This window comes from Bacillus sp. Root920 (assembly GCF_001429445.1).
Lineage (GTDB): Bacteria > Bacillota > Bacilli > Bacillales > Bacillaceae > Bacillus > Bacillus safensis.
The window spans coordinates 31,209-46,198 of record NZ_LMJV01000002.1; the positions used below are offsets into that span (position 1 = coordinate 31,209).

Sequence of the window (14,990 nt, forward strand, 5' to 3'; positions counted from 1 at the left end):
TCTTTCAAGCATTCAATCAATATACGTCACGCTGATAGCGTTTTTGCTGCTGCAAGTTGGCTAGATAGCTTTCTGCTTTCTCTTTGCTCATCGCACCTTCTTCTTGGATGATTGATAGAAGGGTATTATGAACATCATGCGCCATATGTTTTTCATCTCCGCAGACATATACATAGGCACCTTGCTCCAGCCATTCGAATAATTCTTTACTTTGTTTCTTCATTTGGTGCTGGACATATACTTTTTCCTCTGAATCTCTTGAAAAAGCCACATCCATTTTCGTTAACACACCATCTTTTAACCACTTTTGCCATTCGGTTTGATATAAGAAATCCGTCACAAAGTGCTGATCACCGAAGAACAACCATGACTTTCCGTCTGCACCGACTTCCTCGCGCTCCTGCATAAAGGAACGGAAAGGGGCAATGCCTGTGCCTGGTCCTACCATAATGATCGGTGCTTCAGGGTTTTCAGGAAGCTTAAAGTTTTGATTGTGCTGGATATAAACAGGCAGCTTATCACCTGGCTCTAAGCGCTCCGCACATAAGATTGAGCAGACACCTTGACGTTCTCTTCCGTGAGCATCATATCTCACAGCACCGATCGTCAAATGAACTTCCTCTTCATTTGCTTTCAGGCTGCTTGCAATGGAATAAAGGCGAGCCGGAATTTTTCTTAAAATGGCAGTGAAGTCTGCCGCTGTTCCTTCAAAAGGACCGAAATCACGAGCAGCATCTACTAAATCTCTTCCTGCTATATATGCTTTTAACTTTTCTTCGTTTCCTTCTTCTAAAAGGGCCTGCAAGGCTTCGCTTTTTGTAAAGGACGCCATCTTTTGAAGAAGAGGTTTTGTCAATACGGTAATCTCAAAATGAGAGGTAAGTGCTTCTTTTAAAGGAAGCGTGTCGCCGTTTTTATGAACGATTACGGCTTCCTCTGCATTCCATCCACATGTTGTGATCAGTTCATCAACAAGCGCAGGATCATTTGTTGGATAAATACCAAGGCTGTCACCCGGCTCATAAACAAGTCCTGATCCTTCAAGAGAAAGCTCCAAATGACGGGTTTCTTTGTTAGAACCGCGGCCATTTAGATTGATATTTTCAAGCACTTCAGCATAAAAGGGATTTGTTCTTGAGTATTCAGATGCAGCTGTTTGAGTGTTTGCTCCCGCTGATTCCTGCGGGGCTGCTGCAGCTCCGCCTTCGCTAAGTGATGATGCCACCCCTTGAAGCCATTCAGAAAACGGCTCATCATAATCAAGATCACAGTCCACTCGATCGAAAAGACGCGTTCCGCCAAGCTCTTTTAAGCGCTCATCAAATTCTTTACCTGTTTGACAGAAGAATTCGTAAGAGCTGTCACCAAGTGATAGGACAGAAAAGCTTAAATGATCGAGCTTTGGTGCACGTCTGCCGTGAACATATTCATGGAAAGAAAGGGCATTATCAGGCGGATCTCCCTCGCCATGTGTGCTGACGATAATCAGTAAATTGTTTATTTTTTTCAGACTATTTGGTTTAAAATCTGACATAGAAGAGAGCGTCACTTGAAAACCTTTCTCTTCAAGATGCTGAGCTGTCTTTTTTGCTAACCCTTCAGAATTGCCTGTTTGTGAGCCATAAAGGACGGTCACATCTTTGCTGACAGGCTGCGCTGGTGCTGCGGCAGAAGGAGAAGGGGCTAGGGCAGTATTTTCTGATCCGGCTAAAGCTGCCTGTGCTGATAAATAACCGGTAAGCCAAATTTTTTGCTGATCTGTTAAAGTCGGAAGCAGCTGATTAAGCAGTTCTGCCTGCTCCTGACTAAACGGACTGTTCAATACATGAAGTTGCAACGATATCCACCTCACAAGGAATATAAACATAGATTAATTCGATAGGAATTATATATATAGGTTCAATTTGAACTTTACCGAAAGTTTGCCATTAAGTAAAATATATAATATTGATTGTCATGATTAAGATTTCTAATACCTTTGCAAGGTGACAGAACTTGAAGGTGAATCGCTTAACTGTATAAAGCACCTTTAGAAAAATGGGCCGTTTTGAATGAAGAGACGATCGTAAGGGATTGAAAAGGGGTGTATGAAAGTTGATGCAGATAAAGTTTAAAAATATAAAATGTTTTCGGCTTGTCGCCTTGATTTTTCTCATTTTATTAGTAGCGTGCAATTCTCCAAAGGACAATATAAAAGATTCATACAATCAGAATAAAACAACAGCATCTTTTTCAAAAAAAGGCATCCTGCTAAGAAAAGGGGAGACGAATTTACTTCTTATAAACAATAAAACGCCATTAAAAAGCGATGATTCATTGAAAACTCATCTTCTTATTGAAAAGTATAAAAATGATCTCATCGTTATGGATTTAACAAAAGTAGACTCTAAAGAGCTGTCACAGGGTCAAACGATTGAGGTTTGGTTTGATGAGTTACAAGAATCGTTTCCTCCTAAAGCAAAGGTCGAAAAATATAAAATCATCATGGATAAGTAGGGGAGCAGGGGGCAGATTCTTTCTATCATGAAAAAAGGAGAAAAACCTTAGAGTTTTTCTCCTTTTTCAAATTATGCTGTTGGAAGTCCCATCACAGCTTTCACTTCTAAATATTCCTCGATACCGAAGTCTCCCCATTCTCTTCCGATACCAGATTGCTTAAAGCCGCCAAATGGGGCAAAGTAATCTGTTTCGGCGTTGTTAATGGTAATTTGACCGGCACGAATATGTTCAGCTACATATTTTAATGTTTTTTCATCTTTTCCAACCACATAGCCAGCAAGACCGTACACTGTATCATTGGCAATCTCAAGGGCATGATCCAAGTCTTGATATGTGATCACACTCATGACGGGTCCGAATATTTCCTCTTGCGCAATGGTCATATCATTTTTCACATTTGTGAAAATAGTATGCTTGGCGAAATATCCTTTGCCTAGTCCGTCCGGATTACCAGTTCCCCCAGCAAGCAGGTGAGCACCTTCTTCAATTCCTTTTTCAATATAAGACTGCACGGTATCCCATTGCTTTTTGGAGACAAGCGGACCAGTGGCGTGATCTTCTCGAGGATCACCAACTGTAAACTTCGGCAGAGCATTCAGCAGCGCTTTTTCAAATGCGTCTTTCATTGATTCAGGAATCAGCACACGTGTAGCTGCGGAACACACTTGACCTGTATTCATCGCAATATGATGAACGGCTGTTTCGGCTGCCTCATCCACATCTGCATCATCTAAGACGATAAGAGGGGATTTCCCGCCGAGCTCAAGAGCCACTTTCTTAATATTGTCTGCAGCATTTTCCATTATTTTAGAGCCGACAGCGCCTGATCCTGTAAATGAAACAAAGTCAATATCAGGGTGTGAGCTAATGCCGTCACCAATGACATCACCAGTTCCGTTAACTAGGTTGAAGACGCCTTTCGGTACGCCAGCTTCATCAATGATGTCTGCAAGAATCATTGCGGCAAAAGGTGTAATTTCCGCAGGCTTTAAGACAACTGGTGAGCCTGCTGCAATGGCACCCGCGATTTTAAGTGATGTTTGATTTGTTGGGAAATTCCAAGGTGTAATCAATCCGCTGACACCAATTGCTTCTTTTATAATGGTATGTCCGCCGCGGTCCTCAGTAAATGTATACGATTTAAGTGCTTCCGCTGCTTTAGAAAAATGTTCATGTCCCATTTTGTAATGAACCTCTTCCGATACTTTCAGCGGTGCACCGAGCTCTTGTGTCATGACTTCAATTAGTTCATCCTTACGCTTTTCGTAGCCGCGCACAATGTTTTCCAGCATCTTTACGCGTTCATTTCGAGATGTTTTTGAGAAAGAAGGAAAGGCGTCACGAGCAGCTTTGACTGCCTTATCTAAATCTTCTTTTGTTCCTAAACTAATGGTGCCAATGACTTCCTCTGTAGCAGGATTGATGACTTCCGTCGTTTCGTTTCCTGTTGATGCGATCCATTCTCCGTTAATAAAATGTTTCTCTTGATTTCTCATTCTGACATGTCTCCTTTTTATATGTGATTCCATTCAATATTCTGTTTTCAGGTGATATAAAACTGTACCCACTGTGAAAAATCTAAAACGATGCAACTGTAAAAGAAAAAGTTTCTGATATAATACGCAAAGTGGGACATATGTCCTTTTCAACATGAGGGCATCTATCTTTTAATGGAACTAGACTGAAAAAGAAGGAGCATTTGAACGAATGAAAGGTGTTATTTTCGCTTTATTAGGAGGCGCTTGTATTACACTGCAAGGCGTCGCAAACGCAAGAATCAGCCAGGATATCGGCACATGGCAGGCGGCAACCATCACGCAGCTGACCGGCTTTATGATCGCACTGATCATTTTACTGATCGTACGTGACGGACACTTTCGAGAATATCGAAAGGTGCAGCCGCTTTATTTAGTAGGCGGTGCATTTGCAGCCATTATTATTTTCAATGAAGTGACTGCGATTCAAATGATCGGTGTCACACTGACCATCGCTGCTTTACTCATTGCTCAGCTTGCTTTCACCTTTGCAATCGATGCAAAAGGATGGTTTGGTGTACAGAAGAAGAAAATGAAATGGCAGCATTATGCAGGAATTCTATTGATGATCGCAGGCGTAATCATTTTAAAGCTATAAAGGAGGGCGTCAGATGGAGGAGCTTCATGATGAATCTCTATTTTCCTCTTATCTCAAGGCACATGAATTAGAAAACGTCTTTCATCAGAAACTCATATCACACGTCAGCTTATGGCGCTATAAGCAAGGTGAGCTGATTTGTTCAAAGGGAGATCAGAGGGAGCACTTGTACTTGTTAGTAAAAGGAAAATTAAAGATTTTCACCACCACAAAAGAAGGAAAGACCTTCATTCTTTGTTTTAAACATCCTCTTGAAGCGATTGGAGATATTGAATACGTTCAGCAGACTGATATGGTCAATACAGTGGAGGCTGTCACAGAAGTACATATGCTAAGGATTTCTCATCAAGCGCTCATGCGCCATGCGAAGGATGACTCCCGCGTGTTAACCTTTTTACTAAAGGGCATCACAAACAAATTTTATACGAAATCAAACGATTTGAGCTTCCACCTTTTATACCCTGTAGAGGTCAGACTCGCAAGCTACTTATTGTCTGTGTTAACAGGGGATAACAGCGCGAGCGCACTGCGTCTTACTGATGCGGCGAGCTTAATTGGTACAAGCTACCGTCATATTAACCGGGTGATTCAGCAATTTTGTGAAAAAGGGCTGATAGAGAGGCGAAGAGGGAAGATTACGATTCTTGACCGGGAAGGACTCTTAGAAATAGCGGAGCGAAACATTTATGAATAGAAGAAATGAAGGGATTCAGACATGATCATAGGAATAGGATTAGCCATCACGGCTGGCGCACTCGTCAGCTTACAAACCATTTTTAACAGTAAGGTCAATGAGCAGACAGGCTCTTGGTCAACGACCACTCTCGTTCTAGGTATGGGCTTTATTGCTTCACTTTTGATGGGTCTTTTGCTAGAAGGAACCGGCATGTTTCAATTAAGACATATGGAAGCGTGGTACTGGATTAGCGGAGCCATTGGAGTAGGGGTGGTCATCTGCCTCGTTCAAAGCATCAAACGTCTCGGTCCGACTTATGGAATCTCGATTGTCCTGATTTCACAGCTCGGCTCCGCGCTTTTGTTCGATTCGCTCGGCTGGCTTGGGTTAGAGAAAGTAGAATTTTCTCCCGCAAAACTATTAGGTGTCATTGTGATTGTTGCGGGGATTCTGGTGTTTAAATTGACCAAATTGGAGTCAGCAGAAGAGGATCAATCAGAAGAAAAAGGGCTGCCACAAGAGTAGCCGCCCTTTAGATTAACCGCCGCCATAGAACAGTTATCGCGGATAAACCATTTAAAAGGAGCCTTTTCATCAAAGGCTTTTTTTTCTGCCCATAGGACTCCGCTTTATAGGCTGCTTTGTCCTTCGCGACAAGTATACTATAGGCAATTTTACGTTCTATTGCCTGAGTAAGTGATAGCGCAAAAGGGGCACTATCAATGACCAAAATTGACTCTGTATTTAAAAAACTAGACCTCGCATCTAAATTATATGTGCCAATAATACTTAAATAATCATCAATGACCATTGATTTCGCATGAATGGAATACGGACCTTCATATTCGTACAAATGAACGCCTGTTTTCATCAGTTCCTTTTTCGTGCTTAAGTAACCTGCAAAAGCTAACGGATTTGGCGTCGCTGTGAGAGAATTCGTGACAACTGTCGTTTGAATCCCGCTGGCTAAGGGAGTGAGGCCGTCTTTCATGGGTCGTGTCGGGATGACATAAGGCGTCTGTATGAGCACAGAACGCTTTGCCCGGTGAGCTAGATCGTTTAGTTTTTTGAGCACAAGAGGACGCTTATTGAAGCGCTCCACAGGATTTGTAAAAAATGCAATCTGCTTTACTGAGGTGCCATCTGCTGCCCAATTAAAGGACGACATCACAAAAGGTTCTTTCGCATGCACTGCCTCCTGATAGGATCTAAGCAGTTTCTTTCTTAGTTTTAAGCCTTTCTTTGCTTTTTGTTTAGAGAACACTGCTTTTGTTCTTTTCGTAAAGTCATGATTCCATAAATAAACGAAGTATTGCTCCATTTCATCTAATACTTTTCCTTTTTTGTCGTTATAAAGCAGCACATCGCGGTCAAATGCAAAATCTTTCGGGGGCTGATCTGCAAAGTATTTATCACCGATATTTCTTCCGCCCATCACAGCCACTCGGCCATCTGCCAGCAGCAGCTTATCATGAAGGCGGTTATGCCACGTCCATGGCTTAAATAACCGAAAAGGCTCATAAAAACGAATGGCCATGTTCGGGTGATTTGCCACGGCATATCGTAAATCTTTTAGCGGTCCACGCAAACTGTGGCAGATGCCGTCTAAAAGCAGCTGAACTTTCACCCCTCGATCAGCAGCTTCAATTAAAGCACCTAGTACCCATTCGGCTGTTTTCCCCTTTTGGATGGAATAATAACTAAGGCGGATCATCCTCTTTGCCTCACGAATCATTTGGATTCTGGCCTGACCGGACACAAATCCATCGTCAAGAAGCATCACTTGATTTGTGCCCTGATCGTCTCCTGAGATCGAAGAAGCTTTATAGATACAATGTTCTTTGCATGTTTTTTGGATCGGTAAATAAAACAAAACAAATGCGGTCAAAAAGACATAAACGACATAGAGAAGGATCAGATAAAACAAAAGATGAAGCATACAGATCAGCTCCTTTCACATAGACACAACTTTTCTTTAGTTTATGTCAAAAATAAAATTTCACTCATTTTCGCCTTTCATCTAAATACATGACAAAAGAATCATCTTGTTTTTATTGGGCATTTAATTATAGTATGAAATGAATAAGGGGGAATCGATTTGAATGAATCATTATTTAACATCCCAAGTGATGTATATCAAACGTTAAGTGAAACAGAACGATATTTACTCAATTATATTCACCAGCATTTAGAGGATATCTCCACCTTATCCATTGTCACTTTAAGCGAAAGAGCCAATGTATCAACGGCCACGATTGTCAGACTGATGAAAAAAATTGGCTATAACGGCTATACATCCTTTAAATATCGATTGAAACAAGAAAAGAAAATGACAGATGCAAGCGACCAGCTCAAAAATATTGATGAAGACATCAAACTAGCAATTCGGAAAAATGAAGAAGAGGTTTTAAAAACGATACAGCTGCAAAGTATTGGACAAATTGAAGATGCCGTTCAAAAAATACATAATGCAGACAAAATTTATATTTTCGGCAGAGGCTTCTCAGAGATGATTGCCAAAGAGATGACCATCAAATTACAGCTCATCGGGAAAACATGTGAAGTACACGACGATCCAAATATCATTCGGCTGAAATCGCGAGACATTGAAAAAAGTGAGCTTGCCATCTTTGTTTCATTAAATGGCGAAACAGCTGAGCTTGTTGAAGCGTGTCAAAACCTCAGTATGAAGCAAGTCACAACCATTACGGTGACGACAAGAATAGATTCTACATTAAGCAAAATATCAGATATGACACTAGTCGGATATAAAGGGGAACAATCTTTCTTCCCAGATTATGAAGTCAGATCCCGCCTGTCTCTTCATGTCATTGCCCGCATTTTACTTGACGCCTATGTGATCCGAATGAAATAACCAATAAGAAAGCCTTCGAGACTTTGATCTGGAAGGCTTTTTCTCATGAAAACCTTTACACATTCTGAAAACATTTTCACTGAATCGTATGAGATACTTTCTTTAGAGAAAAGAAAGAAGGTGAAACCAATTGATTTATACCTGCACCTTAAATCCTGCTATTGACCTATATATTGCATTAAAAGAAATGCGGGCAAATGCAGTCAATCGCACAGAAGATGAAGATTATCAGCCGAATGGAAAAGGCGTGAACGTGTCAATTATGCTAAAGAAATATGGCTTCACCAGCACTGCACTAGGATTTATTGCTGGGTTTTCAGGCTCTTATATTGAACAATCTTTAAAGGATCTCTCCATTCAAACCGATTTTATCTCGGTTGAAGGCATCACACGCATTAATGTTTTTATTAATACGACAGAAGAATACAAGCTCGTGAATCAAGGCCCAGCGATTGAAGAAAAAGCGCTTCACGCCTTTCGTGAGAAAATTGCGGCTATCCCGCAGGGAGGCATCCTCATCATGTCAGGCAGTCTGCCAAAAGGCGTTCCTGCCAGCATTTTTTCAGAAGTAGCAGCTATTTGTCATCAACAGAAGGTCAAGTTCATTTTAGACACAAGCTCAGCAGCAGTTCTTGAGACGCTTCAATACAAGCCGTATTTACTAAAACCGAATGAAGAAGAAATTGCTGCTTTTTTCGGTAAAACACATCCTTTGTCAGAAAAAGAACTCATTCAATCAGGAGAGAAACTCATTGAGATGGGTGCAGAGCAAGTGCTTATTTCCCGCGGGGGAGAAGGGGCTTTATTCATTACGAAGGACGCAGTGTTTAAAGGAAACGCACCAACAGGCACTGTCGTAAACACAGCTTGTTCTGGAGATGCAATGCTCGCAGCTTTTCTTAGTAAACATCTTGAAGGACATTCGCCTGAAGAATGCTTACGCTACGGCATTGCAACGGGAGCATCCACTGCGTTTTCAAAAGGCTTAAGTGATTTACATGATATTGATTCATTGATTGAGCAAGTACACATTCAGAAGATATAAGGGGGAATTACACATGAGCCGTAAAAAAATTGTCGCTGCAACCGGCTGTCCAACAGGTATTGCACACACATTTATGGCAGCTGAAGCTTTAAAAATCGCTGCTGAGCAGCTAGGGGTCGACATTAAAGTCGAAACGCATGGTCAAGTAGGAATTGAAAACGCTTTAACTGATCAAGACATTATGGAAGCAGATGGGGTCATCGTGGCAGCCGATAAAGATGTGCATACAGATCGTTTTCACGGCAAACCACTGATTGAAGTGCCTGTAGCGAAGGGTATCCGCACGCCAAATGAACTGATCCAAGGCATTATCAATGGAGATGCCCCCGTTCATCAAGTGAAAGGAAGAGCTTCTGGAACAGAAAAAACATCTGCTCCTACATCAGCTCAACAAAAGTCGGCAAATAAATGGATACACACGATCTATAAGCACTTAATGAACGGTGTATCACACATGCTCCCATTTGTTGTTGGAGGCGGTGTCTTAATTGCCCTTTCTTTCTTATTTGGTATCTACTCTGCTGATCCTAAGCACGAAACGTATCATCCATTTGCTGCCTATTTGAAAAGCATTGGCGGACTTGGCTTCAGCTTAATGGTACCAATTTTAGCAGCATTTATCGCTGATTCGATCGCTAGACGCCCGGGGATGGTCGTCGGATTTATAGGGGGTCTCCTTGCAAATGATGGAGGTGCTGGATTCTTAGGCGGTATTATCGCAGGTTTTGCAGCAGGATATATCATTTTATTGCTTCAATTCTTGCTTCAAAAATTACCAGCATCACTTGATGGATTAAAATCAATCTTCATCTATCCTGTCATCGGTATTTTCTTAATTGGGGCTGTCATGACCCCGTTGTTAGTCCCAATCACAGGGCTAAATAATTCCCTAATGGATTTTCTCTCATCTGTACAATCCACGAATCCACTGCTTTTAGGTTTAATTGTTGGAGCGATGTGTGGATTTGATATGGGAGGACCTTTTAACAAAGCAGCCTATGTCACAGGAACGGCTTTACTTGCAGAAGGTAACCTTTACTTCATGGCAGGTGTGTCAGCAGCATGTATCACACCGCCGCTTATCATTGCGATTGCCACAACGATTTTCCGAAAACATTTCACGCCACAAGAACGAAATGCAGGGGCAATCAACTATATTCTAGGAGCGACACATATTACAGAAGGAGCCATCCCATTTGCGGCCAAAAACCCGGTCGTTGTCCTGCCAATTATCATGTTTGGCTCTGCCATCTCTGCTATATTGACATATTTGTTTGGCGTACAGGTTCCAGCTCCGCATGGTGGATTCCTTGTTCTTCCGGTCGTCACAGGTGCATTCCAATGGGTGCTTTCCATACTAATCGGCTCACTCGTAGGTGCGATTCTCTACGGACTTTACCGTAAAAAAATAGACAACCCCGCAGTTTAAAACGGAGGAGGAGAAATGATGGAACATATCTATATGAATCTTCACGAAACAGCTTCTTCACAGGCTGGCGTGTTCGCAGCCATTGCTGACATTGCCTACAAAGCAGGTATTTGCACTTCACCAGAGGATGTCAAAAAAGGGTTAGCGGAAAGGGAAGCACTGAGTACAACCGGATTTCAAGATGGATTTGCCATTCCGCATACTCAAACAGAAGCCATCACGAAACCAGCACTTGTAATCGTCCGCACGGAAACAGGTATTGAATGGGACGCTTTTGATGGGAAGCCTTGCTTTTTCTTCTTATCCTTACTGATCCCTAAAAGTGAAACAGGGACGACTCATTTAAAAGCTCTTTCAGCCCTTTCACGAGGCTTAATGGATGAAACGAAACGTCAAAAACTGCTGGAAACAAGAACAAATGAAGACATGCTTGCTGTATTAGAAACGGATATTTTAACTAGAGAGGATGTTTGATCATGCCTTTACTTTCAACAACACCAATGCTTGAGGCTGCGAAAAAAGAAAAATACGGAATTGTGGCATTCAATGTACACTCCTTTGACAGTATCTATTGGGTGCTCGAAACTGCTGCAGAATTAAAGTCACCTGTGATTTTGCAAACAACGGTTGGAACGGTTCAATCTCTTGGAGCAAAAGCAATTGCAGATACAGTGAAGGCGGCGGCTGATCAATATCAAATCCCAATCGGTCTTCACCTGGATCACTGCACAGACTTTGATGTGATTCTCACCTGTATCAGGGCTGGATATACATCCGTTATGATCGATGCATCTATGCACTCATATGAAGAAAATGTACGCCGCACAAAAGAAGTCGTGGATCTTGCCTTAAAAGTCGGTGTAAATGTCGAAGCAGAGCTAGGCAAGGTAGGCGGTGTAGAAGATGATATCGTCGTCGATGAAAAGGATGCTGAAAAAGCCGTTCCATCAGAATGCCGCCAATTTGTAGAAGAAACTGGGGTGCCTACTTTAGCGCCTGCGATTGGTACTGCCCATGGCATTTATAAAGGGGTGCCGGATATTGACTTTGACCGCATTGAACAAATTGCAGCGCTGGTCGATGTACCACTTGTCCTGCACGGTGGTTCCGCTGTACCAGATGAGGACGTCAAGCGATGCGTTGCACTTGGTATGGCAAAGGTGAATGTCTCAACTGAACTGAAAAATGCATATTCCGAAGCGATACGTGATCATTTCTCAAACGAACCTGAAAGCTTAGATCCGCGTATGTATTTACAAAAAGCAAAACAAGCAGCAAAAGACATGGTCCAATCGAAAATACGAATCGTTGGCAGTGAGGGCAAAGCCCATCCGTTATATCAATAAGAAAAAAAGCAGAGCCGCTATCGCTCTGCTTTTTCACATTATTCGTTTTCCTTCATTTCATTAGATGTGCGTACCCGTGCATTTCCCATAAATACGACCGTAATCGCCGCAAGTGCAATCGGGAATAATGCAAGCAAAAATACGTACGTAATACTTTGTGACATCGCATCGATGACTTTATTTAAAATATCAGTCGGAATTTGTGAGCGGGCACCTTCTTGGAAAATAGCCTGTGGATCGCTTATTTGAGAAGGGGCTCCTTTCATTCCGCTAAAGGCATCAGCTAAACGATTTGTCAGCACATTGGTTTGAATCGTTCCGAAAATTGTTACACCGAGCGTCATTCCAAGTGATCTCATAAATGAATTGGTCGAGTTTGCACTGCCTCGGTAACGCGGCTCAAGATCATTCATTGAAGCTGACGGCAGAAGGGAGAAGCTGAACCCGACGCCAAAGCCTGATATCATCATAAAGAGTGTGAGCCACAGTCTTGCTGTATCTGGTGACATATTGGCAAGCAGCAGCATCCCAGCGAAAAATGAAATGACAGAAATAGTCATAAGACGTCTGAAAGGCACTTTCGTCTGCATCGTTCCGCCAATCATACTGCCAATGACTGATCCAATCATCATCGGTGTTAAAATGAACCCTGCACTTGTCGCAGATTCACCGTACACAGCCTGCACGAAAATAGGAATAAAGACAGCAAGAATAATAAATGTCCCGCCATATAAAAACGCCAAAATTTGAGATGTTGCAAATAATCGATTTTTAAACATCCAAAATGAGATAATCGGCTCCTCAGCCTTACGCTCAACAATAAAGAAGATCGTACCGAACACAAGAAACACAGCAAAAAGTGTGAGGATTTGCACCGAATCCCAAGCATAAGATTTACCGCCAAGCTCAAGCGCGAACATTAAGCTGACAACCGCAACGACAAGTGTAATAGCACCTGACCAGTCGATTTTCTGCTTACGATGTTCAAGCGATTCCTGATAGTATCTGGCGATCAAGAAGACACTGACAATACCAATTGGCACATTAATATAGAAAACCCAATGCCAGCCGATCGAATCCGTAATAATAGCACCTAAAAGCGGTCCGAGTACACTTGATAAACCAAAGACTGCTCCAAACATACCAGACATTTTCCCGCGCTTTTCAGGCGGGAAGATGTCGAAGATAATCGTAAATGCGATCGGAAGAAGTGCACCGCCCCCAAGCCCTTGAATGGCTCGGTAAATAATGAGCTGATCCATCGTTTGTGCTATACCGCACAGCGCTGATCCAATTAAAAAGAAAATAAGTCCAAACAGAAAAAAACGCTTTCGACCATACATATCAGAAAGCTTTCCGTAAATAGGCATTCCCGCCATCACTGCCACCATATAAGAAGCCGTCACCCAAGCAAATTTATCAAAACTGCCTAAATCTGCTACGATGCTTCCCATTGCTGTTGCAACAATGGTATTGTCCATCGCTGCCATAAAAATCCCTAACAGCAAACCGATGACAACAAAGCGAGTGGATGCCTTGCCTTTATCCACATGATTCATTTCATTTACCTCCTGCTTACGTTCTCTCATTATTTTTGCTATGATCAACTTAACCATAAAGTAAGAGAACATTTATCTTGATGATCAAGATAAATTGATTTTAAAGGGAGGAGAACAAGTTGTCAATAAAGAACGAGGCTGAAGACAGAGCAGCCCAGATCATACATACAATGAGGCGCCTCGCCACACGAACCGTTTTGTTCCACCAAGCGGCCGCTCAATCGCTCGGCCTTTTTCCAACAGATCTCAAATCCGCCGATTTATTAAACGAACTCGGTCCTCTCACAGCAGGAGAATTAAGTGAAAAAACAGGTCTTAGCTCAGGTGCGGTCACAGCTCTTATTGACCGGCTTGAAAAAGCGGGCTACGCCAAAAGAGAAAAGGACCCAAAAGACAAACGAAGAGTCATCATTGTTCCTCTAACAGCGGGGAAATCACAGGTAAAAGAACTCTTTCGATCCTTATCAACATCAACGAAGGAACTCACAAATGAATACAAACCAGAAGAATTAGATTTAATTATTCAATTTATAACTGAAGCAGCAGATATTATGGAGCAAGAGCTGCAATTGCTGAAGTCTAAATTGTAAAAAGTACACTGATGCGGGTGTGCTTTTTTAAGTGCATTCCTAATTCATGTAGGGATTGCCTCGACTAGTGACATCTTCCTTACCATGGAAGTGCTCTATAACACTTTTTTATAATGGAGTAGCTCAAAAAAATGTTCTATTTAAAAGATTGTTCTAAATATCGCATCATAATTATTACTGACAAAAGTGGAGCTAAAGTATTCTATTGAAACATTGTTCATTTACATAATAAGTATTGTTTTTGTGTCTTAATTCCTATTTAATGACAAACTTTGTATTGGTAAAATTGACCTTGTCAATGAATAGGAAGGAGTGACTTCTTCTGGGCAAGATACTTGATGCAAAAGCACTAACAAGTGCCATGGACACAAGGGCAAAACACTACCAGGAACTCCGCGAACAAATGGTAGATTTAAAAAATTGATGCAAAAGCACTAACAAGTGCCATGGACACAAGGGCAAAACACTACCAGGAACTCCGCGAACAAATGGTAGATTTAAAAAAGGCATTACAAGGTGTGGCCAACCTCGGTGACGACTTCACTGGGAAAGGTGCCGATAACATTAAAAGCTTTTATAAAGAGCTCGCTGGAAATGTAGACATGTTTATCAGCTTCATTGATAAGCAAAAAGCCTTTCATGAAGGTGTTTCTGGAACACTGGATGATACGAGCTTTGGCGGCGATACCTTTATAGAAGAACACTTTTTAGACAACGCAGTACATATGGGTATCATGAATGCCAAAAGCATTGTAAAGGATCAAAAAAAGGCACTCAAAACGATTTTTCAAGACATTGATGACCTCATTTCCCTAGAGGTATTTGATAGCCAAACCTT

At 41.8% G+C, this 14,990-nt stretch carries 15 protein-coding genes; 11 read left to right on the forward strand and 4 right to left on the reverse strand.

Annotation, left to right across the window (positions count from 1 at the left end):
- Nucleotides 1–16: 16 nt before the first annotated feature.
- Nucleotides 17–1,837 carry an assimilatory sulfite reductase (NADPH) flavoprotein subunit gene (locus ASE42_RS10705; protein WP_056766934.1) on the reverse strand — a complete coding sequence of 607 codons (1,821 nt, stop codon included), beginning with the start codon at nt 1,835–1,837 and terminating at the stop codon, nt 17–19.
- Nucleotides 1,838–2,097: 260 nt separating this feature from the next.
- On the opposite strand from ASE42_RS10705, the gene ASE42_RS10710 reads away from it, so the two are divergent.
- Nucleotides 2,098–2,496, forward strand: a complete 399-nt coding sequence (locus tag ASE42_RS10710) for a DUF3221 domain-containing protein (RefSeq protein ID WP_235566750.1) — start codon at nt 2,098–2,100, stop codon at nt 2,494–2,496.
- 71 nt (nt 2,497–2,567) lie between these two features.
- On the opposite strand, the gene ASE42_RS10715 is transcribed toward ASE42_RS10710, so the two are convergent.
- Entirely contained in the window at nt 2,568–3,995 is a 1,428-nt protein-coding gene (locus ASE42_RS10715) for an aldehyde dehydrogenase family protein (RefSeq protein WP_056766938.1), read from the reverse strand.
- Nucleotides 3,996–4,206: 211 nt separating this feature from the next.
- On the opposite strand from ASE42_RS10715, the gene ASE42_RS10720 reads away from it, so the two are divergent.
- Genes ASE42_RS10720 through ASE42_RS10730 form a run of 3 tightly spaced genes read left to right on the forward strand, consistent with a single transcriptional unit; the run spans nt 4,207 to nt 5,833 of the window.
- Nucleotides 4,207–4,632 (forward strand): DMT family transporter, encoded by a 426-nt coding sequence (locus tag ASE42_RS10720; protein ID WP_056766940.1) that lies wholly within the window; start codon nt 4,207–4,209, stop codon nt 4,630–4,632.
- Nucleotides 4,633–4,645: 13 nt separating this feature from the next.
- Complete coding sequence (locus ASE42_RS10725) at nt 4,646–5,326, forward strand: Crp/Fnr family transcriptional regulator (RefSeq protein ID WP_056766942.1); 681 nt, start codon at nt 4,646–4,648, stop codon at nt 5,324–5,326.
- 21 nt (nt 5,327–5,347) lie between these two features.
- Nucleotides 5,348–5,833 carry a DMT family transporter gene (locus tag ASE42_RS10730; RefSeq protein WP_025093180.1) on the forward strand — a complete coding sequence of 162 codons (486 nt, stop codon included), beginning with the start codon at nt 5,348–5,350 and terminating at the stop codon, nt 5,831–5,833.
- 7 nt (nt 5,834–5,840) lie between these two features.
- Here ASE42_RS10730 and ASE42_RS10735 read toward each other — a convergent pair whose 3' ends face one another.
- A complete protein-coding gene (locus ASE42_RS10735) occupies nt 5,841–7,247 on the reverse strand; it encodes a phospholipase D-like domain-containing protein (RefSeq protein WP_056766944.1) in 1,407 nt (468 codons plus the stop codon).
- 159 nt (nt 7,248–7,406) lie between these two features.
- Between ASE42_RS10735 and ASE42_RS10740 the strand changes: the two genes are divergently transcribed.
- The 5 genes from ASE42_RS10740 (at nt 7,407) to ASE42_RS10760 (ending at nt 12,003) form a co-directional block, all read left to right on the forward strand.
- Complete coding sequence (locus ASE42_RS10740) at nt 7,407–8,183, forward strand: MurR/RpiR family transcriptional regulator (RefSeq protein ID WP_024425669.1); 777 nt, start codon at nt 7,407–7,409, stop codon at nt 8,181–8,183.
- 130 nt (nt 8,184–8,313) lie between these two features.
- Complete coding sequence (gene pfkB, locus ASE42_RS10745; protein ID WP_024427779.1) at nt 8,314–9,228, forward strand: 1-phosphofructokinase; 915 nt, start codon at nt 8,314–8,316, stop codon at nt 9,226–9,228.
- A 13-nt stretch (nt 9,229–9,241) separates the two neighbouring features.
- Nucleotides 9,242–10,657, forward strand: a complete 1,416-nt coding sequence (locus ASE42_RS10750) for a PTS fructose transporter subunit IIC (protein WP_046311327.1) — start codon at nt 9,242–9,244, stop codon at nt 10,655–10,657.
- Nucleotides 10,658–10,672: 15 nt separating this feature from the next.
- Nucleotides 10,673–11,131, forward strand: coding sequence for a PTS sugar transporter subunit IIA (locus ASE42_RS10755; protein WP_056766945.1), 459 nt, complete (start codon nt 10,673–10,675; stop codon nt 11,129–11,131).
- Nucleotides 11,132–11,133: 2 nt separating this feature from the next.
- Nucleotides 11,134–12,003, forward strand: a complete 870-nt coding sequence (locus ASE42_RS10760) for a class II fructose-bisphosphate aldolase (RefSeq protein ID WP_024427782.1) — start codon at nt 11,134–11,136, stop codon at nt 12,001–12,003.
- 38 nt (nt 12,004–12,041) lie between these two features.
- Here ASE42_RS10760 and ASE42_RS10765 read toward each other — a convergent pair whose 3' ends face one another.
- A complete protein-coding gene (locus ASE42_RS10765; RefSeq protein ID WP_056766947.1) occupies nt 12,042–13,562 on the reverse strand; it encodes an MDR family MFS transporter in 1,521 nt (506 codons plus the stop codon).
- Nucleotides 13,563–13,732: 170 nt separating this feature from the next.
- On the opposite strand from ASE42_RS10765, the gene ASE42_RS10770 reads away from it, so the two are divergent.
- Nucleotides 13,733–14,152: a MarR family winged helix-turn-helix transcriptional regulator gene (locus ASE42_RS10770; RefSeq protein WP_051582029.1), complete on the forward strand. Its 420-nt coding sequence runs from the start codon at nt 13,733–13,735 to the stop codon at nt 14,150–14,152.
- A gap of 446 nt (nt 14,153–14,598) precedes the next feature.
- Nucleotides 14,599–14,990: T7SS effector LXG polymorphic toxin (locus tag ASE42_RS10775; protein ID WP_235566746.1), on the forward strand; the 392-nt coding region annotated here is incomplete at its 3' end.

Excerpts from the sequence above, each read along its gene's own strand:
- ASE42_RS10710 (WP_235566750.1), top strand. The coding sequence starts at position 2,098 with ATGCAGATAAAGTTTAAAAATATAAAATGTTTTCGGCTTGTCGCCTTG.
- ASE42_RS10715 (WP_056766938.1), bottom strand. The coding sequence starts at position 3,995 with ATGAGAAATCAAGAGAAACATTTTATTAACGGAGAATGGATCGCATCA.
- ASE42_RS10720 (WP_056766940.1), top strand. The coding sequence starts at position 4,207 with ATGAAAGGTGTTATTTTCGCTTTATTAGGAGGCGCTTGTATTACACTG.
- ASE42_RS10725 (WP_056766942.1), top strand. The coding sequence starts at position 4,646 with ATGGAGGAGCTTCATGATGAATCTCTATTTTCCTCTTATCTCAAGGCA.
- ASE42_RS10730 (WP_025093180.1), top strand. The coding sequence starts at position 5,348 with ATGATCATAGGAATAGGATTAGCCATCACGGCTGGCGCACTCGTCAGC.
- ASE42_RS10735 (WP_056766944.1), bottom strand. The coding sequence starts at position 7,247 with ATGCTTCATCTTTTGTTTTATCTGATCCTTCTCTATGTCGTTTATGTC.
- ASE42_RS10750 (WP_046311327.1), top strand. The coding sequence starts at position 9,242 with ATGAGCCGTAAAAAAATTGTCGCTGCAACCGGCTGTCCAACAGGTATT.
- ASE42_RS10755 (WP_056766945.1), top strand. The coding sequence starts at position 10,673 with ATGATGGAACATATCTATATGAATCTTCACGAAACAGCTTCTTCACAG.
- ASE42_RS10760 (WP_024427782.1), top strand. The coding sequence starts at position 11,134 with ATGCCTTTACTTTCAACAACACCAATGCTTGAGGCTGCGAAAAAAGAA.
- ASE42_RS10765 (WP_056766947.1), bottom strand. The coding sequence starts at position 13,562 with ATGAATCATGTGGATAAAGGCAAGGCATCCACTCGCTTTGTTGTCATC.
- ASE42_RS10770 (WP_051582029.1), top strand. The coding sequence starts at position 13,733 with ATGAGGCGCCTCGCCACACGAACCGTTTTGTTCCACCAAGCGGCCGCT.